We start from the raw sequence: 20,241 nt of genomic DNA, 5'->3' as shown, positions 1-20,241 counted from the left end.
TTCATCCCGACACTGACCTGAAGGTACAGTGCGGGGCTAGGAACGACCTGCGGTCTACCCGCCAATCAAGCTAAAGACTCGGGTAGAGGTTAGGACACAGAGGCCGATTCTCCTCAACCAGCAACCGCGCCAAACTGGGCAAGGCTTCACCATAGGTGGGATGAATATGCACCGACTGCTCTAAGAGCCGCCAGGTTGCTCCCGCCTCCATCAGGGATAGGAAGACATGGACAAGCTCAGCCGCTTCATAGCCCACTAATGTCGCGCCCAAAATTCTGTCGGTGTCTTGGTCGATCACCATGCGATAAAAGCCGAGATCGTGCCCCCATTCGATGCCTCGGGCGATGTGGGCCATGGGAAGGGTCACGGCGCGGGCATTAAAGCCCTGCTTCTGAGCTTGTGCAAGGGTCAGGCCCACTCGACCCACTTGCGGCTCTGTGTAAATGGCATATCCCAGAACGCGGTCGCTGCGGCTACGCGGCTCTCCACACAAAATCGCGGTGAGCCGACGGTAATCTTCCCAGGCTACATGGGTGAAAGCAGGTTGCCCAGCCACATCCCCAATGGCATAGATGCCTGCACAGGTGGTTTGGAACTGGTCATTGATTTTGACGAAACCCCTGGGATCCAACTCCACCCCGGCAGCAGCTAAGTTCAGGGCATCTGTGTTGGGTTGCCGCCCGATGACCACCAACAGGGCATCCCCGCTCAGGGTTTGGCCGTTACTTAAGTGGAGGATCAGTTGACCCTCGGCATGGTGCACCTGCTCCACCGTCACTTGTCTATGCAAGCGGATCCCGTCTTGGTGGAGAGCCTCAGCCAAAGTAGCGCTGACATCGGGTTCCTCCTGAGCCAGCACCCGATCCCCCCGCACGATCAAATGGGTTTCACTGCCCAACCGAGCCAAGCCTTGCCCCAGCTCCAGACCAATGTAACCAGCACCGAGCACCAACAGCCGCTGGGGTAAAGTCTGTAGGTCAAAGATAGTGCGATTGGTCCAATAGGGTGTTCCGGCCAAACCCGGAATGGGTGGGATCAACGCTGAAGTGCCAGTACTGATCACAATCCGTGGAGCTTGCACCGTCACTCCACCCCCAGAGACAACACCGGGCCCCGTGAAGGATGCCTCGGCACAAATCACCCGGACGCCAGCTCCATGCAAGCGACGCTGCACCCCTTGATTAAAGCGATCCCGGATCCCTCTCACCCGCTCCATCACCGCCGCAACATCCACTTGGACGTGGGCGTGAATCCCCAATTTGGCTGCCTGCCGTGCCCGCCCCGCCGCATGGGCTGCTGCCAAAAAGGCTTTGGACGGGGTACACCCATAGTTCACGCAGCTACCACCGAGGGCATCCCGCTCGAACATCACCACCCGCTTTCCTGCCTTGGCAAAATCCACCGCCAAAGGGATCCCCCCCTGGCCACTCCCGATCACAATCAAATCTGCGGTTTCCATGTAAGGTCTCACGTTAGGGCAGGAAAGATCACCTTGCCGATCGATAATTTTATGTTGCTAAAACAAGTCGAGAATGAGTACGAGCTTAAGTCTTGCTGAATGAGAGATAAATAGAGCCTTTTCCGGCCTTACGCAGGCCCTTGAGTTAGACAAAAAACTTATAGAGCAAGGGATTGACCTGAATCTGCTGTATCAGATAACGCTGGAAAAGGCTGTAAGTGCAACTCGTATAACACAAGTCAAAATGGTGAGGATCCTGCCTGATCTAGCCACCTACTCCGATTGCCTAGCGGATTCCTAGGATCCCTCCGCTACCTCTACCTAGCCCATGAAGAGAAGCTAATTGCCGTGGTACCAGCGGCTCATACCCAGCAAGCCCTAGTCGCCCTCAGACCTCATCGGGTCAGTGGTTGTACGGGACATGGTGCTGGAGACCCCCGCTCGGAGCAAATCCTGGATATGTTGCAGGAGGAGAGGAATTGTTGTCCAGGCTCTGCCGATGGGAGCCTGCCAAGGTGATTTCTGGCAACGAAAAGGGATCCCCACTTAGGGTATCGTCACCCTAGCTGAAGCTAAACATCTCTGAGTTTCATGAAAGACGACTCTTCAAAACGATCATTGAACCTGATGATAGCCTGCGCCTGCATCATCCTTTTTGGTTGTAGTGTAGTTCGACATCACTTGTTTCAGTCTGGGGGCTATGATCTTGGCATTTTCGATCAATCTATTTATCTGATCAGTCGTGGAGAATTCCCTTTTTCCACCATTCGAGGTATTCATATACTTGGAGATCATGCTGCCTTTATTCTTTATCCCATCAGCTTGCTTTATCGGATTTTTCCCTCTGTCTACTGGCTGTTTGGGATCCAAGCCTTAGCACTGGCTCTGGGGGCACTACCAACCTACCACCTTGCCTTGCAAGCAACTATAAGTCACAGGAAAGCTCTGTTCATTGCAGGGGCTTACTTGGTTTATCCAGCCATTTTCAACGCCAACCTTTTTGACTTTCATCCAGAGGTCTTGGCTGTTCCCCTGATGTTGGCAGCCGTATTGGCTGTACGAGCTGGCCAAGTGCGAGTGTTCTGCCTATACCTGGTCGGGATCCTCAGTTGCAAAGCTGTCTTATCCTTGACGGTCATTGCCCTGGGGATCTGGATATTGATTTGGGAACATCGTCGAGTTGAGGATTTCTGGCAAGAGAGAGGTCAAATGGTCGGTTGGATGGCTGTGCTGCTGGGATCGGTGTGGTTTGTCATTACTGTGTTCTGGATTATTCCTCAATTTAGTGGTAGTGCTCCGGCAGCCATCTCTCACTATAGTTATCTCGGTAACTCAGTGGTTGAGGTCGTTCAGAACCTATTTTTTAAGCCAATGCTCATAGTGAGTCGTCTGGTTTCTGTTGACACGTTGTTTTATGTATTCTTGCTAATTTTGCCCTTAATTTGGGGCCTTTCTTGGCGACATTGGGATCCCTTGTTTCCGGCATTGCCTGCATTGATTCTTAATATCTTGTCTAGCAATCCCGCCTATCGAGATCTAGTTCACCATTATGTTCTGCCCATTATTCCCTTTTTAATCTTAGCAGTCATCGAAAATCTGAGGACAGTTTCGTTCAAAATCCGCTTTATAAAAATAGGTTTAACATGGTCACTATTGGCTTTTTTGGTTTTGGGGAAATATGGTTTTTTTGGATCCGTCTATCTCAACTCTTTAGAAACTTGGCAGGCAACTCGACAGGCCATTTCTAAGGTTGCTTCTAAAGGGGGAGTGTTAACAACCCATGAGCTAACTCCACATCTTAGCCATCGCTCAGTTATCTATTTTACCGATGAGAGTAAATTATCTCAGGAGCCTGCCTCAATCCAATGGGATCCCTTTGACTATGTTTTGTTGAATAGTCGTTTTCCAGGCTGGCGAAGCAGTGTAGCGTTTTCTAATGCTTTGGTTAGGGAACTCCAGCGGGAAGAACAGTTTCAACTTCTCTATCGCCAGGATGGAGTGTATTTATTCTCCAGGTTATCCAGATAGTCAAGATCAATCAATAAAGATGGAATCCCTGAGGTGTAGACTTACACTCAGTTCTGTGGAGCATTTTGGCTTAACTTGCTTTATATCTTAGACTTTATATCTTAGATTTGAGCTGGAGCCATGCATATCCTCTTGGTCGAAGATGATCGCCAACTGGCGGATTCGCTAGTGGTATGGTATGGGCTACCGACTTCAGCCAGTAGACCAGTGAACATGCCTATAGCCGCTCTGCGATCGCTTCCGCCATCTGTTGAGTACCGACGGGATCCCCTTTGGCTAGATCGTAGGTGACCCGCTTGCCTTCCGCAATCACCGTCTGAACCGCTGCTTCCACCTTCTCAGCCGCTTCCCGTTCCCCCAGGTAGCGCAACATCATCACCCCAGACAGGATCAACGCCACCGGGTTGACCTTATTTTGTCCGGCATACTTGGGTGCTGAGCCATGAATGGCCTCGAACACCGCCATGCCATCGCCAATATTCGCCCCTGGGGCTACCCCCAACCCGCCGATCATCCCCGCGCATAGATCGGAAATGATATCGCCGTAGAGATTGGTCAGTACCAATACATCGTAGAGTTCTGGCTTCTGCATCAACTGCATGCACATGTTGTCCACAATGCGGTCTTCGAATTCAATATCGGGGTAATCTTTGGAAACATCACGGGCTACCTCCAGGAACAAGCCATCCGTGAACTTCATAATGTTGGCCTTATGCACCGCTGTCACTTTTTTGCGGCCATTCTGTTGGGCATAGTCGAAGGCAAATTGGACAATGCGGCGGCTACCGAAATCAGAGATAGGTTTGATGCCAATGGCGGATCCCTCCCGGATCGGTTTGCCAGACAGCTGCATCATCTGTTCTCGCGCCTGGGCTGCCTCAGCACTGCCGCGCTCAAACTCAATACCGGCGTAGAGATCTTCGGTGTTTTCCCGCACCACCACCAAGTCGATATTTTGAAACGGGCTTTTGACGCCAATCATGGATTTGGCTGGGCGCAGGTTAGCGTATAGATCCAGCTCTTTGCGAATGGCGACATTCACCGAACGAAAGCCGGTTCCCACAGGGGTGCCAATTGGGCCTTTGATCGCCAGCTTGGTTTCTCGAATCGACTCCAACACCTGCGGCGGCAAGGGAGTGCCGTATTTTTCGATCACATCCACTCCCGCATCCACCGGGATCCATTCAAACGGGATCCCCGTCGCATCCAGTACGGTGGTCATCGCTTTGGCCACTTCCGGGCCGATACCATCCCCAGGGATCAAGGTCACACGATAGGTCACAGATGTTCTCCTCACAGCCCAGCGTTGATAGGTGGCAGGTTGTTCTTGCTTCGGGGCATACCGGGCTAGGAATCCCCAGAGCTTAGATGACTATAAATCATGTTGGAATTGGGAATGATACGTCAGCTACTGTGTCGGGCAATCTAGGATGGATCGGATCCCTCTGAATCTCTCAAGGGCGTGGCGGCAAAGGTACGAGCAACTCCACCACAGTACCACTGCCAAAGCGGCGGCTTCGCCAAGCAATCATCGCCCCGATCAATTCCGCTCGGTAGCGCATGTTGAGTAATCCATGTCCGCGGGTCGGGGGTTCGGTGGGATCCGTCTCGTCATCCAATTGCGGCATGCCCTGGCCATCATCGATGATCTTTAATTCCAAGTGAGTATAGAGATCCTGAGGTGTGAAGGAGGGTAGGGCGCCATCATCTTTTACGGGGGTACCCGTTCCCAAAGCCCTCGGCTGGATGGTGACATCAATCCGCTGCGCCCTCGCATGTTTGACGATGTTGTTCAGGGCTTCTTGTACGATGCGAAAAATGCTGCTCTGGCAAGCGGTGCTGAGGCGTGACAGCAGGCCATTGGCTCGATCATCAAAGCGGGTCACCAGGGGATAGGCCGAGCGTTGGGCGGCACGTTCCAGGAGGCTACGCAGGGCGGGGCCGAGGTTAAACGCCCGCATAGCTGTCGGTTGTAAATCTTCGACAATCCCGCGCAACTCAGCGATAGTCTCCCGCAGTTGAGCACTCATGACTTGTAACTGATCCCGACCGGAATGGCCAACGGTGGGATCGCAGGAAAGCTCCTGAATTTGCCGGGATAAGGCCCCCAGATCTGCCAGGGTTTGGTCGTGCAGATCGGCTGCCAACCGACGACTTTCTGCCTCCCGCCCTTCCGTTAGACCCCGCAAGGCTGCCGCCGTTGCCTCCTGCCGCCGTACCCGTTCGTAAAACAAGGCCCGTTGGAGAGCCACCGCCGCAATATCCGCCAGCGCCTTGACCAAATCCATATCGCTTTCGGAGAAGCCAGCCCCTTCCGAGCGCATGAGGGTGTCGCTGGTATCCGTTGCTTCTGGTGGAGTGAAGGCACAGAGTACGCCGGCAATCTGGTCAGCATCGGTGGTCATGGGCACACATAGCAACGAGCGGATCCCGGATTGCAGCAGATTACGCCGGGTTTGCACAGGCAATGGGAACTGGTTGACATCCTGAATCAGCAGGGTATCGAGGCTGCCATAACAATTGATCCAAAGCAGCCAATTTAAATCAGAAGGTAGCGGCTGCCCCAAATGGGAAGGGATCCCGGGTTGACGGCGATATTCCTGCAAAACTTTCAGAGGTTCTGAGGGAGTGGGTAGGCGATCTTTCTGGGCAAAACGGCTGGGCAACTCTGCAGCATGGGGATCCTGTAGGGCGATAAAGTCACACTGGCTGATTTGCAAAGCATCGGCCATGCCCTCAAGCGCGATCTGTACCACCTGATGGGGATCGTAGGTAGCGCTGAGGCGCTGGGCGATCTGGCGCAGGAGGCTTTCCCGTTGGGCGGAGATGCGGGTTTGTTCGTAGAGCTGTGCCTGCTTGAGGGCGATCCCCGCCTGTTCGGCCACCGCCATCGCCAAAGACAGCTCCTCCAGGCGAAACTCCCGGGGTTGAGGAGCGGCGATCAGGGCGATGGTACCGATCAACTCTCCCTCCTGACGAATCGGAATTAAGGCCATGCTGCGAATCGCCAATACTTGGAAAAAGTGTCGCAGCCGCTCCGCCATCTCTTCGCCCAAATCCGGGTAGATAGGATCCCGCTGGGCATCCTTGAGCAGAAACGGTTCCCCCCGCCGCAACAGCTCGTAAATCTCGGGGTGCATCAGGCAAAACTCCAGATGGGCCTCTAAAAAGCGATCCCCCGCTTGCCCCTGCTGGGGCGTATGCAGCACCAACCGTGGATCCCGAAAGGAATGAAAGGGGATCGGCATTTCCTGAAGGAGATCCTCCCTCCTCAGAGCACCACGCACAAATATCCCCTCCGACCAGACAATCGGCTGCCGCATCTGGGCCAGCCCCTCTGTAAAGGGTGTTCCATCCGTCAGAGGGCGGGTATCTATCCAGCGCAAAAAAGAGTGGCAATGCTCGACCCAGTCCTGCCGCACGCTGGGCTGCGAACGGTAAAGGATGATCTCACAGCGGTCACGGGATCCCTGTGGGCCGGGTTCACCCCCCCTCTGTGCTCTCCCATCCAGCTGCAGAGCTGCCTCCAAAGAACGGACGATGGAGTACAACACCTGGCGCGGTTCCAAGGAGGTGCGAATCTGGGCGGTCAACTCATTCAGCAAGGTCTCGCGGCGAGCCTGTTGCTGGGTTTTTTCGTAGAGACGGGAATGGGTAATGGCCAAAATCAGTTGCTCCGCCACCAATCGCAATAGCCTTTGATCTGCATCTGACCAATCCTCTAAGCAGGCAGGCTGCTCCCCAGCTTGGCCATGGTGCTCCGCACCTTGCGTAGCAAGATGGTGCTCCGCACCTTGCGTAGCAAGATAGTCGGCATAACAACGATGCACGCTCAGTACCCCAAATGTGCCGGATCCCAGTTGCAAACTGGCGGAGATCACCGTTCTCACCCCCGCCTCCTGAAAACGTCTGCGACTCTCCCAGTCGAAACTTTCTAGCCCCGACCAAATGCGAATTTCCAAGGGATCCGACTGGGCCTCCAGGTAGGGAGCAATCGGGTTAGCACGGATGGGAATGGAACGGCCTTGCCAGCTATCAATACCCGGTCGGGCGTAAGCATAACGAAACGTGCCGGTCTCCTGGGCAGGGTCAAAAAAGACAAATTGAGCCCGGCAAGCTCGCAGAGCTTGGCCCACTTCCTCCACCGCCGACTGCAAAATTTCATCCAGATCTAAAGAATGACGAATCCGGTCGGTCATGCGGTTGAGCAACGAAGCCTGTTCCGCCTGCTGCCGGGTTTGTGCCAGGAGGTGCTGGGTTTGCTTTAAGAGGCGTGCCTGACCAATGGCCATAGCCGCCTGCTCGGCCACCGCTTCCGCCAGTTCCAGATCGTCCGCCTGCCAAGGGGGAGGGATTAGGGAGCCCGGTTGAGGATGCCGCATTAGGGCAATGCCCCCCAAAAGTTCCTGCCCATGGTGCTCCGCACCTTGCATAGCAAGACCGGGGTTTCCCGCCGCGAAGAGGGGTACCAACAACAGCCCACTGCCCTGACGCCGCGGCTCCAAATCCGCCAAGCAGTGTACTGCCTTCGGATCCGGCAGAACCACAGGCTCTGTCAAATGGATCAGCAAACTGCCCCCCAAGCGCAACTTGGCTTTGATGGTTTCTGGCAACGCCTGGGGGATCCCGGGCTCTACCCAAGGGTGTTCTGGGGATCCCGCCAGTAAAGCCATCCCTGGTAGGAGGGCTTCCAATTGGGCCGGGGTGAGCTGCGGCGCATAGATGCCGACGGGGTGCAAGAGCTCCTCTTCCGGCTGCCAGAGAGCCAGGGTACAGACATCCGCCTGAAAAGCCGCCCCGATCTGCTGGGTAATGGCATGGAAAAGGGTGGTCGGTTCCAAGCTGGAGCGAATCGCCGCGGTGATCGAATGCAGCAGGGCCAACCGTTCCGTCTGCTGATGGGCATGATTGAACAAGCTGGAGCGAGTTAGAGCGATCGCCAGTTGATAGGCCACCGAGCGCAACAACTCGATCTCCTCCGATTGCCAAGAGTGGGGCGTGGTCATGTATACCCCCAGCAAGCCGATCATCCCCTCCGGCTCTGGGGCCGACCCACCTAGATGGAGATCCTCCGACCCAGCTTCAAAAAACTCCACCCCCGCCGAGCCGACCGACTGCACCGGGATCAACACCACCGAGCGAGCTTCCAAAGCCTGAAAAGCGGCCAATCCCTCCGGCGGCAAGAGAGCCTGACCTGGCTCCTGGGGTAGAGCCAGTTGTACCACCTCCCCTTGGCGCAACGGCTCACACAGAGGGCCAAAATCCTGCATGGGGTAGACTTGGCCCAGCGAAGAGGTTAACCTGGCACTGTGGGCCTCGTGGGTCACTTGAATCGTCTGGTGGTTGGAGTTAAGGCTATAAAAACAGCAGCGACTCAGCCCCCTGATTCCGGAAGGCAAAAGAGTTTGCTGTAGCTCCTGCAGAGCCGTGGTTACGATCTGATCCCAGTGCAACGAGCGATGAACGGTATTGGTGATGCGGTTTAACAAAGCCTCTCGGGCCGCCTGCCGCTGGCTGCGCTCCAACAGCTGTGCGTTGATGATGGCGCTAGCAGTGTAGGAACACAGAAACTTCGCCACCTCCAAAAAGTTGCCATCCAAAGGGATACGGCTAAATAGGGCCAAGGCCCCCAATCGCTCCTCACCCCGATTGATCGGGTAGGCGACAAAGCTGCGTAAGTGATTGGCTTCCACCCACTCGGGGGCGGGCATCCAGGGTTCTTGGGCCGGATGGTTGCTCAACAGTGGCAACCCCTGCTGCGCCACACGACCCAAAGGGCTGCTATCGGGGTAAATGCGCTGTACCTGTTCTTGTGCCGGACTCACTAGGCCAGCATGAGCCACCGACTGAAAACACCCCTGCTGCGGGTCGAAAAACCAAATGCGGGCAGAGGCAGCCCCCAGGCGACTGACCACCTGCTGCACTAGAGTTTCCGCCAGCTTCAGCAGGCGATGCTCCAACTCACCGGCTTCAGAAGGCGGTTGGGAAGCCAGCAACACCAATTCCTGCACAATTTGGTTGGCAGCCTGAAGCTGTACCAACAAAGCGGGATCCAAACCCTCTACAAAAGACATAGCGGCCAGAGACCCAACTCAAGGGCAACCAGGGTTGGGCCAGCTAGAGAACACGACCTATTGGCTCGATCACAATCATAAAAGGGATCCCTTCCCCCCGCGTGTTCTCCTGCACAGTGGCCGTTGCTACTCCAAGCTCAAACTGAAGTGATAGCCACTAATGTGCAGTCGCTGCCGAAAATAAAATCGGTGAGCTTCTGCTCGCTGTACACTACTGTCAAGTTCAAGGCTGCAGCATCCTTCTGTACGGGCATAGGCGATGAGCCAATCCAACAAAGCCGCCCCATACCCACGTGAGCGTTGCTCAGCATCTATTACCAAATCATCCACGTACAAAAACTTGCCACTCGAAAGTGACTCTAGCAGACGAAACCCTGCTACCCCACAGATAGAGCCGTGAGCTTCCAAGTAAGCTAGACGATAGCCTGCTACTTGTTGTCGTTGCACTTGGGGAAGAAAAGTTTCCCAACTGAGATGAGGGCGTAGCTGCCGAATCACTGCAAAACACCGCTGGAGTTGCTCTGTATCCTGCGCTAGATAAATTTGCTCGGCTTTTATTGCCTGCATGGGAGGGTACCTTTTTAGCTTGCGTTAGCTTGCGCCCAATGGAAACTCTAATTGACCAACTTCTGCACCCTCTCTAGCCGCCCCAAGGCCCAACCCCGCCGCTGCAGCAGCACAAAAGATTCCATCAAATCCGGCCCCTGCAAATCCCCCGTTAGAGCCGCCCGCAAACTTTTCATCAGCACCCCCTTTTTCATCCCCTGCGCTTTGGCCACCTGATCCACCAGTAGTTTCAAACTGTCTACCGAAATCTCGGGTAGATCGGCACTGGCTAAAATGTCTGCCATCGCGGCCATAGCCTCGGCCACCCCCGAGATCCGCAATTGCTCCAAAGCCGGCAAGGTGTAGCTAAGGGGATCCTGCAACAAAAAGCGACTCAGGGGCGGGGCATCCGTCAGGCGGTCGATGCCATCGGCAATGAGGCGAGCCAAATCCTCTAGCCAAGCGGGATCCGGCACTGTGGCTAGATCCAACCCTGCCGCCTGCCAAAAGGGGCTGAGCCGCTCCACTAGCTCTGTTGGGGAGAGCTGTTTGATGTACTGGCTGTTGATCCAGTTGAGCTTATCCCAGTCGAAGCGGGCCGCCGAGCGTGTTACCCGGTCGAAATCAAACAGCGTGGCCGCTTTTTCAATCGAGAAAATCTCCTCCCCATCCGGGGGTGACCAACTGAGCAGGGCCAAATAGTTTTTCAGGGCTTCCGGCAAAAAGCCCATCTGCTGAAACTCCGCCACAGATGTCGCCCCATCCCGTTTGGAGAGCTTCTTCCCTTCCGGGTTCAAAATCAAGGGGGAGTGGGCAAATTGGGGTGGTTCGTGGCCGAGGGCACGGTAGAGCAAAATTTGCTTCGGTGTATTGCCGATGTGATCTTCGCCGCGAATCACATGGGTAATGGCCATGTCGATGTCATCCACCACCACGGCCAAATTGTAGAGGGGGTAGCCATCCGCCCGCGCGATCACCATATCCCCCCCCAAATCCTGGGTATTCCAGGTAATCTGCCCCCGAATCAAATCTACCCAAGAGACCTCCAACGGCTCCTCGATTTTGAAGCGGATCACCGGCTGCCGCCCCTCGGCCTCGTAGATTTTTCGTTGGGCATCGGTTAAGAATCGATGGCGGTTATCGTAGCGGGGGGCCTTGCCGGCGGCTTTTTGAGCGGTGCGCATTTCCTCCAGTTCTGCCTCGCTGACATAGCAGCGATAGGCCAACCCCTGCTCCAGAAGCTGCTGTACAACTGCCTGATAGCGTTCGATGTGGTTGGATTGATAAATCGGCCCCTCATCCCAGTCCAGCCCCAACCAAGCCAATCCGGCCAGAATGTTGCGAGTGTAGCGGGGTAAAGAGCGATCACGGTCGGTATCTTCGATGCGCAAAACAAACTTGCCGCCGTGACGATGGGCATACAGCCAGTTGAACACCGCCGTCCGGGCGGTACCAATGTGCAAATTCCCGGTGGGGCTAGGGGCGATGCGAACACGAACAGTCACAGGCGGGGGATCCCGAGCAGAGCATTCAGATCCTAGTCGGCGGTGGGATCCTTTGTCATGTTGGGGTAATATTCAGCCGCTCCACCTGAAACCCTTGCCGATTTGAACATTTCGAGTAGAATCGGCTTCATCTGCCGGTCAAAATGTAGGTTTTGTGGGGATGAGAGCTGATTAGCGATATCGGAATCCCCTCTTTTCTGGTGTTGAGGAACGAGCTGTCGCGCAAGAGGAATCACACACATGCGTCTAACTTTGGCAATTGCCCTGGGCTGTCTGTCTGCTGGGATCCCATTTGGATCTGCTTTTGCCCAAATGGCTTATCCTTCCTATCCAGTGGGCAACGCCCTGGATGCGATTTTGTTGGATACGGGCAGGGATGTTGACCCGGTTGTTTACCCCGAAGAGGTGGTGCGTTCCCAAGCTCGACAAACCACCACCTACTTCACCACCCTGTTGGATCAGCGTACTAGCGCCCCACCCCTGCGGTCTCTAGATTTGCCTAGCCCCTATCAAGCCTCGGTTCGCACCCAGGCAGGGTATTACCGCGTCACCCAAACAGAGCCTGTTCTAGATTTTGAAATCTTGCGCTAGGTCAGACAATCAATCTGGGCAGATAGTACAGGTAGTATGTAGAACCTGTACAAATCCGCATTCCCGGCGAGGGGCTTCTGGGCAAAGAGGCTAAGATCGGGTTGTAGCGTGTTCAGGCTGCCTATGTCTGCTCGATCCAAAATGATTGAAGCTCCGGTCGAGGGGGCGGATCCCCGCCAGTTTACCGAATCTGATGTGGCAGCCATTGCAGAACGGTTGGAACGCAATGATTATCCGACCGTCTTTGGCTGTTTGGAAGACTGGCATGCCCTGCGAGCCATTGCCTTTCATACCCCCAGTTTGGTGGCTCCCTATGCACACCTGCTGGAATGGGAGGTGGATGAGGATTAGAACTGCCCTTCAATTCTGCTGAGGAATTCCGAAATTCCCGATGCGACTTTAGGTGCGACTTTAGGCTGAATCCGGTGGTGGCCCCGGCGGCTGGTCTGGCCGGCGAACCAGGTAGCGCACCTCCTCAAGCAGGACATAAAATCCTTGGTCAGCTTCTGCATGATGTCGGCGCATCTCTTCTAGGGCGAGGTCTTGTCTTTCCTGGAGAGCTGTGAGCCTAACCAACATTTGAGTGACTTCCTCAGCCCATTCGGCAAAGTGAGCTAGATCAGAGCGAGTCTCGCTGACAACTTGCTGCAGCTCTCTCAGCCCTTGAGCATTGGTGGCGACTTGCTTGGCAAATTCGGCGCGGCTCTCCCGGATGGCCTCTCGCATTTGAGCAATGGCATGGGTGTTGGCCGTGGTTTGTTCAGCTACCCCAACCAGCAATTGCTCCACCCGATCTAAGCGATCCTGACTCTGGCTGTTCATTTTGCTTCTTGAGCCTTTCCGGTAAACCTTGAGCTGTGAATAGGGTGAATTAAAAACCCATTCCTGCCAGCGTGTCGATCACCTGCTCCAAAATCAGAGTGAGCTTTGGGTGAGAGGTTTCAAAGAGTCCGACAGCTTCTCCGATGCGATCTTTGCTCTGGGTTGGGGATCCCATTTCAGCCAATACAGCTTCCACTTCTTGACGGATGGAGGCAATCTGTTGTCGCTGCTTCTCATCCAGACCAGGAGTTTTTTGCAGTTCGGCATCTAGATTGTGCAGTAGTTGCCGCAGTTTCGATTCGGCCATTCTCGAATAGATCCTGATAGATTCTGACCACCCATCTCGATCATACGCGGTTGACCAGGGATCCCTCACAACAGTCGGTTAACTTTTACAGCCAAGGGATCCACCCTCTGGATGGGCCATCTTAAGATTGGCAGTAGCGGCCTCTTTTGCATACCCGCTTCCCTTTCATGTCTGATCTGGCTTTGCTGCTGTTGGTGCTGGCTGCGATCAGCTTTGGTATTTGGAGTATTTTTTGGCAGCAGAAACGGAGCCAAGAATTGCTTCAGCGCTGGGCAGCAGAGCATGGCTATCAGATCCTGAGCCAAGAGGCACGGTACTGGCGGCGGGGGCCTTTTTTCTGGACTACTTCTCGCTATCAGCGGGTGTTTTATGTACGGGTCAGGGATTCTTGGGGGCGGGAACGCACTGGCTGGGTGAGGCTGGGAGGTTGGTGGTGGGGTTTATGGTCGGATCGGGTGGAAGATCGCTGGGAGTGAGGGTGAGGTCAACTCAAGGCAGGCGCTACTCCTGTTCATCTTTAAGCTTTCTGTCAGCCCAGGGCGGTGCATTAGAGAGGATGAGCTGACGCTTGGTTTCCACTAAGTATGCGCTTCTGCCCTATCCGCGGCCTCCGAAGACAAGATTGGATCAGATCACACGCTGGATATAGATAGCGTTTGAATAAGCACTGAATCGCCACAAACCCTCATCCGGCAATCCATCTCACTTAAGGGGAACCAAGACATGAATCCTTTTCGAAAATGGCTGCCATCGGGATCCCTGAAGGGGGGTGCGTGGCTGGGCATGGTGCTGGCAGTGGCGCTGCTGGGTTGGAACTTGATCGGGGGTGGAGGGGTTATGGCCAGTTCTGGGGAGGGATCCCGGATATTAACAGTGACAGGGCAGGGATCCACTCAAGTCGAGACTTCTATTGCCCAAATTCGCTTGGGGGTAATACTCCGAGGAAACTCGGCCCAAACCGTACAGCAGCAGGTGGCAGAAAGCTCAGAGCGCCTGGTGACTCGCCTCAAAGAGCTACAGGTCAATGCTCTGCAAACCACGGGGATCTCCCTGTATCCGCAATACGACTATCGAGATGGCCAGTCTCGATTGACGGGGGTACAAGGGCAAAACAGCGTCCAGTTCGAGGTGCCTGTGGCCAGTGCCGGACAAGTACTGGATGAAGCAGTGGCGGCTGGAGCCACTCAGGTGGAATCGGTCAACTTCCGGGCAGACGATGCCGCTCTGGTGGAGGCGCGAAGCCGTGCTTTGGCCCAAGCGGTGGAAGATGCGCAACGCCAAGCTCAGGATGTGTTGGGAGCCTTGAATCTCACCCTCGGTTCAGTTGAACGCATTCAGATCCACAGCGATGGCCGTATTTCGCCACCCCCCATCCCCCTGGCAGCCAGTGCGGATTTTGCCCGCTCCGAGATAGCTTCTACACCCGTGGAGGGGGGAGAACAAAATGTACGTGCCCAGGTCACCCTAGAGATTCGATACTAAATCCGGCTTGAGCAACCACAACCACAAATTGCCCGGAACAATCCAAGCAGATTTGAAGCTGCTATCGATACCAACCGCTTAGAATAACGATGGAAAGTCTGCGGGTGACTGACCATCCTCGGCTTTTTCTCCACCCTGCTCTGGTTTGCCCATGGATCCCAGTCCGGAGAGCGTTGCTGCAACTGCCACGTCTGAGAGCGCTCAGGCAAGCTCTGTTTCTAGCAAAGGCGAAGACAGTAGCATCCGGGCTCACGTCCTGATTGTGGACGATAGCTACATGGTGGCGGAGATGTTGTCCAACTTTTTGGGCAAGCAGGGCTGCAGCATTTCCTATGCTTTGGATGGTTCTTCGGCTCTGGAGCAAATTCGTCGTCAACCGCCGGATCTGATCATCGCCGACTGGGTGATGCCCTCTCTGAATGGCTTGGATCTCTGTCGGCAGTTGCGGCAATCCCCAGAGTATGCCTGGGTGTACTACATCATCATGACTGCCCGTGAGGGCAACGATAATATGGAGCGGGCTTTGGAGGCGGGGGCCGATGAGTTCCTCTCCAAGCCGTTTCAATCGGCAGAGTTGATGACTCGGGTGCGAGCAGGCCTGCGCATTGTGGAAAGTCGCCGCCAGCAACACCTGATCAAAACGGGGCAAAAACAAGTTCCATCCCCCGTAAAGTCGATTGGTTTGGAGGTGGGCAATCGTCAGGATTTGGTGACCCGTTTGCCCTCGCGGGTGGCTCAAGCCCGTGCTCAATCAGAACCCCTCAGTTTGTTTGTGCTGCGCTTAGCCAACCTCAGCTCTCTTAGCCAAGGGTTGGATGCCCAAGCTCGGACTGCCCTTCTCAAGCTCTTTACGGATCGTCTGGCCAACAACCTGCGCGAGGGAGATGATCTGTTTTGCTATGACGAGGGTCAGTTCATCATTCTGCTCCCTGGGAGCACCCTAGCCGCCACACAAATTGCCGCCGAACGCTGCTGTCAGCGGATGATTCAGGATCCCTTTGTGGTGAGTGGACAAGCTCTGCCGGTGCAGCTGCATTTTGGGGCCGCCAGCCTCATGGACAACGATGATCCCAAGGGGGTTGCTTTCTTGCGACGGGCCGCTCAGGCGATGCGAGACAGCAAGAACTTACACAGCTCGGTGCTCACTTCTGCGACCCCGGTGGTTGATCAAGAGAAACTCCTGAAGCACATCCAGCAACTTGAGCAGGAGAACCGAATCCTCCGGCAGGAGCTAGAGAGTTGCCAGCTAGAATTCAAAGCGCTAGAGTCCGAAACCCTTCAGCTGCAACACCGATTGACTTTCGCTTCCACCCCTCCGGATCCCTTTCAGCCCAGGGTCGAAACAGCCAAAAAACCTCTACAACGCCGGCTAAAGCGAAAAATTCGTCGCAAGCCCCTTAAGCGCTCCCTCAGGCGACTGCTCAAGAGAATTTCTCGCTAGTTTTGAGTCAGGCTCACTACCCTCGCCGGTACTATATTTATTTTTGTAGTACTATATTTATTTTTGTATTTTATGTATTCTATGAGAATATTGTGAATTATACTATAGGCCATAGAATCATAAAATTATGAAAAAATTATGAGTGAGTATACGAGTAGTCGATGGGCTTTGCAACAGCTGTAGATACAGCTTTATTTGATTGAGATGTTGAGTTTCTGTTGAGTTCCTATGAATGGTAACTGTGAATGGTAACTGGTCCAGAGCCTATAGAACTTTCCTTAGCAACATTGAGTTGATTTTGACTGCGGTAGGGTTGTTGCTCATCTTCTTGATCGGTATTATTGCCAGCCAGATGAGGATCTCATTTTGGATAGCCACTGCCATCTCTGCAACAATGGTCGGCATTATTCATGGAATTCTCTTCTGGTTGCTGCGGCGGCGACAACGACGGGTGAGACAGGAGGCAATCGAGCAGATTCGAGAAATGCTAGAGGATTTGATCAAAAATCGGCTGCAAACCATCAAAATGAGTCTCCACATAGTTCAACTTCAACAGCCCGATTTGGAAAAACAAACCCAGAAGAAATTTGATAAAGCTTACGAAATGATCCAAGAGATCAAAGTAGTTATTGATTGTATTTCGGATGAGTCTTTAGTTCATTGGCGCCATCGTTATCAGCAAACTATTGGTCGCATTGAAGAAGAGCATGCCCTTGCTCCATCTTTGGGGACTCCTCCTTCGCAGCATTGATAACCAGTGCGGCTGGACGACGCTACACTATCCTTGCACACACTTTCACGCAAGTGAGACGGAGTCTTTTAGAGTGTTACTGCCCTTTACCTCAGGGGTACGCTAGTGCCTTCGCCTATAGCGGCTCATAGGGCAACGCCAGTCACCTTACACAGGGTCAGCCTCAGTGGGTGGCACCACCACTGGAGCTCTGTTCCACTGAGTTATGGACACAAGCGCTGTTATAGCAAACCCGAGAAAGAGCTGTAGATTTGCCTCCTTTGGCACTCTTGCCATTGTGTAACGCCCCTTAACAAGCAGAACTTGAAGGGAAAACGCTGGCTCATCCAGAGGTTTTTGGCAACAATACAAGCAATAGTGGCTAGCCTCTTACCCGTTAATCTGGGTAGAGCAAACCTTGTTATTCCTGTTCATGGCTTTTAGGGCGCATTCTGAGGCGAAGCATGAAGCATTTCAGTAGAATTGGCTTAATGATGGCTGCTCTAGTGGGCGGCTGGGTGAGTGGTCAACTTTTGCATCAAGACGACTTTGTTGCAGCTCAACCTGCTTTCGAGACGGTTGCCTTGCCCCAATTACCGGTGGGTGTGGATCAAACGGTGTTCAATCGCCCGGTGGCTCGCTTTAACCCTGACCGCCCTTCTGAGCTGGTGATCATTAACCGGACGGGATTGCCTTTGGAATATGGCTTTACAGATCCGCGGCGGGAGGTGTTTGAATTTCCTCCAGAAGAAACCCTGCGCCTGAGCAACTACCGGATCCCCAACTGCATGGCCATTAACACGCCGATGTTGGCTCCCGTAGGCTATCGGGTAAGTGTGGATCCCACGAATGTGATTACGGTAGAAGTGCGCCTGGTGAATGATGTCTCCGGCGATCATTGCCTGGATCTGCAAGCAACAGGGGCGATTTTCGTGAATTGATTCGGTTGAACCGATCAAAATGGATCCCTTCACACCATTTTCACGGCTGCTTTCTATACTTTGCAAAGATGGAGGCGGGATCCCGCACGGCAGATGGCAACTGAGCTTGCTCAAGCCTGACGCTGGGGTTGAGCCTATAGGAGGGTAAATCTGTGGGTCAGGCGTATCGACAGGGGAAAGCTCCCATGACAGGATGCGAACAGGATGATCGAGGTCGATGTCCTGACAGCCCCTGTGCCCGTCATCTATGTGGTCTATCTGTTCTTATCTTTTCTTCTTTTGGATGGTCTCATGAGCGATAACTCTCATTCCTGGTTTCCCCGTGCCTTGGTGATCGGCGCTGCGGTTGTGGGGTTGTCGGGCCTCCCGGTGAGGGCCCAGCAAATTACGGATCCCAGCCCAGCTCAAGCGGCCACCAATGTAGAACCGGGTTCTCCGATTTCAGCCTCCTTTCGTACCCAAGACGGTGTTAGTGTACGTCCGGAAACGGTGAAGATTTTTGTGGATGGGCAAGATGTTACCTCTCAGTCGGTGATTACTAGAGACTTTTTCACCTACCGCCCTGCTCAGCCCTTGCCTGCGGGCCGCCGTGAAGTCTTGTTGGAGTTCACCAATACCCAAGGGGTGACCCGTCGCGTCACCTGGAGCTTTAATGTCGGCAGCCCCATCCGGGCTTCCATCGATTTGGTAGATCACAACGCTGGCAATCGCCCCCTAGCTGCCGGTGAAATCCTGCTGGTGACGGTACAAGGTACTCCCTCCAGCCGGGTAACGGTGTATTTGGTACAGGATGGACGGCAGGTGCAAACCCTGCAAGCCCAAGAGGTTTCTAGCGGCACTTACGTGGTGAATGCCCTGATCGAGGCCAAAGATACCACCCGTGAGGGAATCGTCGTCGCTCGCTTGGAAAATAGCGGTCAAGTGCGCTTCATGACCGCAGAGCAACCGGCTCGATTGATCGAAGGGGCTACCGGCGGTGTGCAGCGGCTGACCACCCAGGAGGTTTCGGCTACGGTCAGCACCCCGACTAGCAGCCCGCTACTACCCCAGATCACCAATGTGCGGGATGGGGATCGGGTTTCTGGTTCCTCTTTCACGCTGCAAGGAACCACAGCTCCCAATGCTTCGGTGCGGGTGAATGTGACGGCCTCTACCTCTTTGGGCGGCATCATCAGTGCCCAACAGACTGTGGCTAACCAAACCGTACAGGCGGATGCTCAGGGGCGTTTCACCGTCACTGTTCGGCCTGCTATTCCCGCTTCTGGCACGGTGTATCAGGTGAATCTCTCGGCTACCTCCGGCAGCCAAACCAGCCCAACCGTAACCTTGCGTCTCACCCAGCAGTAAGTTGGTTCAGGCCCATTTCAAGACGCTGACGGTCTGGCAATCCTGAAATCTGTTTCTACTACAATTAAGCTCTCAATCTGAATCGGGTTGGGGGTTTTTTTCTGTCTCCTCTTCTTGGGAGGCAAGGGATCCCTGCCTTTCTGGAACAGTAGAGGACTGGAGTTGCCAGCGCCACAGGATCCCGGACAGGACTAGGGTAGGTAGAAGGATCATACCGATCACCACTGGCATTTCTTCAGGTAAGGCCAAATAAGGGCCGCCGTATTTTACCGCCACACTGATTCCGGCGGCAGCCACCATTAACTTCAGCCCAAACCAGCCCGTTTCTCGATTCATAAAATTATTAGCGACTGTTACCAACAATTCCAGTGAGAATACCCGCAATGGTCTCTAGTTCCTCAGGTACTCGGTACAAGGTCAAATCCTGCTTAATCACCTTTTCCTCTAAAAGAATTTGGCCGAATTGCCAGATGGATCCCAGGGTCACCGCACCGTAAATATGGTGTTGTTCCACTTGAGCGAGGGCGATCATCTCAACGGCCATCTGCACAAATCCCCGGGTTAGGTCATCTTTTTTGGCCTCAACCACCAACAGGGTATTCTTCCCTCGCATGAGGTAATCAAGGCTGCCCTTCAGCCAATTACTCACTATCAAGGGATACTCCAACCGCAAAGGGACTCGACAGTGGAGGGCCACTTCGGTGAGTACAGGGGCAACCAGCAATTCTCGCCGCGCCGTTTCGCTACTAAGGCTGACTAGAGGCAGTAGTTGCCGGATTCGTTCTTTCAGGGTTTGGGTTTGGGGTGGGGCAGGGGCGGCGGGCCATTCCCATTCCCCAATGTCCAGTTGATAGCCGAATTGAGCCAGAATTTCGTCTGGCTCATAGGGCATCTCGAAATAAGAGCGAAACGTATAGGATTCGTCTTCTTTCAGGATCGAGATGTTCAGCATTTTGGCTCAACGGAAA

18 protein-coding genes are annotated in these 20,241 nt (G+C 54.2%); 9 read left to right on the top strand and 9 right to left on the bottom strand.

Annotation, left to right across the window (positions count from 1 at the left end; genetic code table 11):
- Positions 1-70 precede the first annotated feature (70 nt).
- Positions 71-1,459, bottom strand: coding sequence for a dihydrolipoyl dehydrogenase family protein (locus L1047_RS16045; RefSeq protein WP_235280085.1), 1,389 nt, complete (start codon positions 1,457-1,459; stop codon positions 71-73).
- Positions 1,460-2,050: 591 nt separating this feature from the next.
- Between L1047_RS16045 and L1047_RS16040 the strand changes: the two genes are divergently transcribed.
- Complete coding sequence (locus tag L1047_RS16040) at positions 2,051-3,487, top strand: DUF2079 domain-containing protein (RefSeq protein ID WP_235280084.1); 1,437 nt, start codon at positions 2,051-2,053, stop codon at positions 3,485-3,487.
- A gap of 217 nt (positions 3,488-3,704) precedes the next feature.
- Here L1047_RS16040 and L1047_RS16035 read toward each other — a convergent pair whose 3' ends face one another.
- The 4 genes from L1047_RS16035 to gltX form a co-directional block, all read right to left on the bottom strand.
- Complete coding sequence (locus tag L1047_RS16035) at positions 3,705-4,769, bottom strand: isocitrate/isopropylmalate dehydrogenase family protein (protein WP_235280083.1); 1,065 nt, start codon at positions 4,767-4,769, stop codon at positions 3,705-3,707.
- Between the two features lie 172 nt (positions 4,770-4,941).
- The gene (locus L1047_RS16030; protein WP_235280082.1) at positions 4,942-9,561 is read right to left on the bottom strand and encodes a GAF domain-containing protein; all 4,620 of its coding nucleotides are present in this window, start codon (positions 9,559-9,561) and stop codon (positions 4,942-4,944) included.
- Positions 9,562-9,687: 126 nt separating this feature from the next.
- Positions 9,688-10,128: a GNAT family N-acetyltransferase gene (locus tag L1047_RS16025; RefSeq protein ID WP_235280081.1), complete on the bottom strand. Its 441-nt coding sequence runs from the start codon at positions 10,126-10,128 to the stop codon at positions 9,688-9,690.
- 47 nt (positions 10,129-10,175) lie between these two features.
- On the bottom strand, positions 10,176-11,612 hold the full coding sequence (gene gltX / locus L1047_RS16020; protein WP_235280080.1) for a glutamate--tRNA ligase: 1,437 nt from the start codon (positions 11,610-11,612) through the stop codon (positions 10,176-10,178).
- A 240-nt stretch (positions 11,613-11,852) separates the two neighbouring features.
- Between gltX and L1047_RS16015 the strand changes: the two genes are divergently transcribed.
- Both L1047_RS16015 and L1047_RS16010 read left to right on the top strand, forming a co-directional pair.
- Positions 11,853-12,203, top strand: a complete 351-nt coding sequence (locus L1047_RS16015; RefSeq protein ID WP_235280079.1) for a hypothetical protein — start codon at positions 11,853-11,855, stop codon at positions 12,201-12,203.
- Between the two features lie 123 nt (positions 12,204-12,326).
- Positions 12,327-12,554: a DUF2555 domain-containing protein gene (locus L1047_RS16010; protein ID WP_235280078.1), complete on the top strand. Its 228-nt coding sequence runs from the start codon at positions 12,327-12,329 to the stop codon at positions 12,552-12,554.
- A gap of 60 nt (positions 12,555-12,614) precedes the next feature.
- Here the strand turns inward: L1047_RS16010 and L1047_RS16005 are convergent, their stop codons facing one another.
- Complete coding sequence (locus tag L1047_RS16005) at positions 12,615-13,025, bottom strand: hypothetical protein (RefSeq protein ID WP_235280077.1); 411 nt, start codon at positions 13,023-13,025, stop codon at positions 12,615-12,617.
- 49 nt (positions 13,026-13,074) lie between these two features.
- Positions 13,075-13,332 (bottom strand): DUF4404 family protein, encoded by a 258-nt coding sequence (locus L1047_RS16000; protein WP_235280076.1) that lies wholly within the window; start codon positions 13,330-13,332, stop codon positions 13,075-13,077.
- Positions 13,333-13,499: 167 nt separating this feature from the next.
- On the opposite strand from L1047_RS16000, the gene L1047_RS15995 reads away from it, so the two are divergent.
- The 6 genes from L1047_RS15995 (at position 13,500) to L1047_RS15970 (ending at position 19,273) form a co-directional block, all read left to right on the top strand.
- On the top strand, positions 13,500-13,808 hold the full coding sequence (locus L1047_RS15995; RefSeq protein WP_235280075.1) for a hypothetical protein: 309 nt from the start codon (positions 13,500-13,502) through the stop codon (positions 13,806-13,808).
- Between the two features lie 247 nt (positions 13,809-14,055).
- Positions 14,056-14,814, top strand: a complete 759-nt coding sequence (locus tag L1047_RS15990) for an SIMPL domain-containing protein (RefSeq protein WP_235280074.1) — start codon at positions 14,056-14,058, stop codon at positions 14,812-14,814.
- Between the two features lie 151 nt (positions 14,815-14,965).
- A complete protein-coding gene (locus L1047_RS15985) occupies positions 14,966-16,255 on the top strand; it encodes a response regulator (protein ID WP_235280073.1) in 1,290 nt (429 codons plus the stop codon).
- Positions 16,256-16,487: 232 nt separating this feature from the next.
- Positions 16,488-17,006 carry a hypothetical protein gene (locus L1047_RS15980; protein ID WP_235280072.1) on the top strand — a complete coding sequence of 173 codons (519 nt, stop codon included), beginning with the start codon at positions 16,488-16,490 and terminating at the stop codon, positions 17,004-17,006.
- 443 nt (positions 17,007-17,449) lie between these two features.
- Complete coding sequence (locus L1047_RS15975) at positions 17,450-17,926, top strand: hypothetical protein (protein WP_235280070.1); 477 nt, start codon at positions 17,450-17,452, stop codon at positions 17,924-17,926.
- Between the two features lie 204 nt (positions 17,927-18,130).
- Positions 18,131-19,273 carry a hypothetical protein gene (locus tag L1047_RS15970; RefSeq protein WP_235280068.1) on the top strand — a complete coding sequence of 381 codons (1,143 nt, stop codon included), beginning with the start codon at positions 18,131-18,133 and terminating at the stop codon, positions 19,271-19,273.
- A 72-nt stretch (positions 19,274-19,345) separates the two neighbouring features.
- Here L1047_RS15970 and L1047_RS15965 read toward each other — a convergent pair whose 3' ends face one another.
- A complete protein-coding gene (locus L1047_RS15965) occupies positions 19,346-19,609 on the bottom strand; it encodes a hypothetical protein (protein ID WP_235280066.1) in 264 nt (87 codons plus the stop codon).
- Positions 19,610-19,616: 7 nt separating this feature from the next.
- Positions 19,617-20,225 (bottom strand): hypothetical protein, encoded by a 609-nt coding sequence (locus L1047_RS15960; RefSeq protein WP_235280064.1) that lies wholly within the window; start codon positions 20,223-20,225, stop codon positions 19,617-19,619.
- Positions 20,226-20,241 lie beyond the last annotated feature (16 nt).

Origin of the sequence: Synechococcus sp. Nb3U1, assembly GCF_021533835.1 — a bacterium.
Taxonomy (GTDB): domain Bacteria; phylum Cyanobacteriota; class Cyanobacteriia; order Thermostichales; family Thermostichaceae; genus Thermostichus.
This window is presented reverse-complemented; position numbering and strand designations above follow the sequence as displayed.

Excerpts from the sequence above, each read along its gene's own strand:
- L1047_RS15970 (WP_235280068.1), top strand. The coding sequence starts at position 18,131 with ATGATCGAGGTCGATGTCCTGACAGCCCCTGTGCCCGTCATCTATGTG.
- L1047_RS15990 (WP_235280074.1), top strand. The coding sequence starts at position 14,056 with ATGAATCCTTTTCGAAAATGGCTGCCATCGGGATCCCTGAAGGGGGGT.
- L1047_RS16030 (WP_235280082.1), bottom strand. The coding sequence starts at position 9,561 with ATGTCTTTTGTAGAGGGTTTGGATCCCGCTTTGTTGGTACAGCTTCAG.
- L1047_RS15985 (WP_235280073.1), top strand. The coding sequence starts at position 14,966 with ATGGATCCCAGTCCGGAGAGCGTTGCTGCAACTGCCACGTCTGAGAGC.
- L1047_RS16040 (WP_235280084.1), top strand. The coding sequence starts at position 2,051 with ATGAAAGACGACTCTTCAAAACGATCATTGAACCTGATGATAGCCTGC.
- L1047_RS16045 (WP_235280085.1), bottom strand. The coding sequence starts at position 1,459 with ATGGAAACCGCAGATTTGATTGTGATCGGGAGTGGCCAGGGGGGGATC.
- L1047_RS16010 (WP_235280078.1), top strand. The coding sequence starts at position 12,327 with ATGTCTGCTCGATCCAAAATGATTGAAGCTCCGGTCGAGGGGGCGGAT.
- L1047_RS15980 (WP_235280072.1), top strand. The coding sequence starts at position 16,488 with ATGGTAACTGTGAATGGTAACTGGTCCAGAGCCTATAGAACTTTCCTT.
- L1047_RS16000 (WP_235280076.1), bottom strand. The coding sequence starts at position 13,332 with ATGGCCGAATCGAAACTGCGGCAACTACTGCACAATCTAGATGCCGAA.
- L1047_RS15975 (WP_235280070.1), top strand. The coding sequence starts at position 17,450 with ATGAAGCATTTCAGTAGAATTGGCTTAATGATGGCTGCTCTAGTGGGC.
- L1047_RS15995 (WP_235280075.1), top strand. The coding sequence starts at position 13,500 with ATGTCTGATCTGGCTTTGCTGCTGTTGGTGCTGGCTGCGATCAGCTTT.
- L1047_RS15960 (WP_235280064.1), bottom strand. The coding sequence starts at position 20,225 with ATGCTGAACATCTCGATCCTGAAAGAAGACGAATCCTATACGTTTCGC.
- L1047_RS16025 (WP_235280081.1), bottom strand. The coding sequence starts at position 10,128 with ATGCAGGCAATAAAAGCCGAGCAAATTTATCTAGCGCAGGATACAGAG.
- L1047_RS16005 (WP_235280077.1), bottom strand. The coding sequence starts at position 13,025 with ATGAACAGCCAGAGTCAGGATCGCTTAGATCGGGTGGAGCAATTGCTG.
- L1047_RS15965 (WP_235280066.1), bottom strand. The coding sequence starts at position 19,609 with ATGAATCGAGAAACGGGCTGGTTTGGGCTGAAGTTAATGGTGGCTGCC.
- L1047_RS16015 (WP_235280079.1), top strand. The coding sequence starts at position 11,853 with ATGCGTCTAACTTTGGCAATTGCCCTGGGCTGTCTGTCTGCTGGGATC.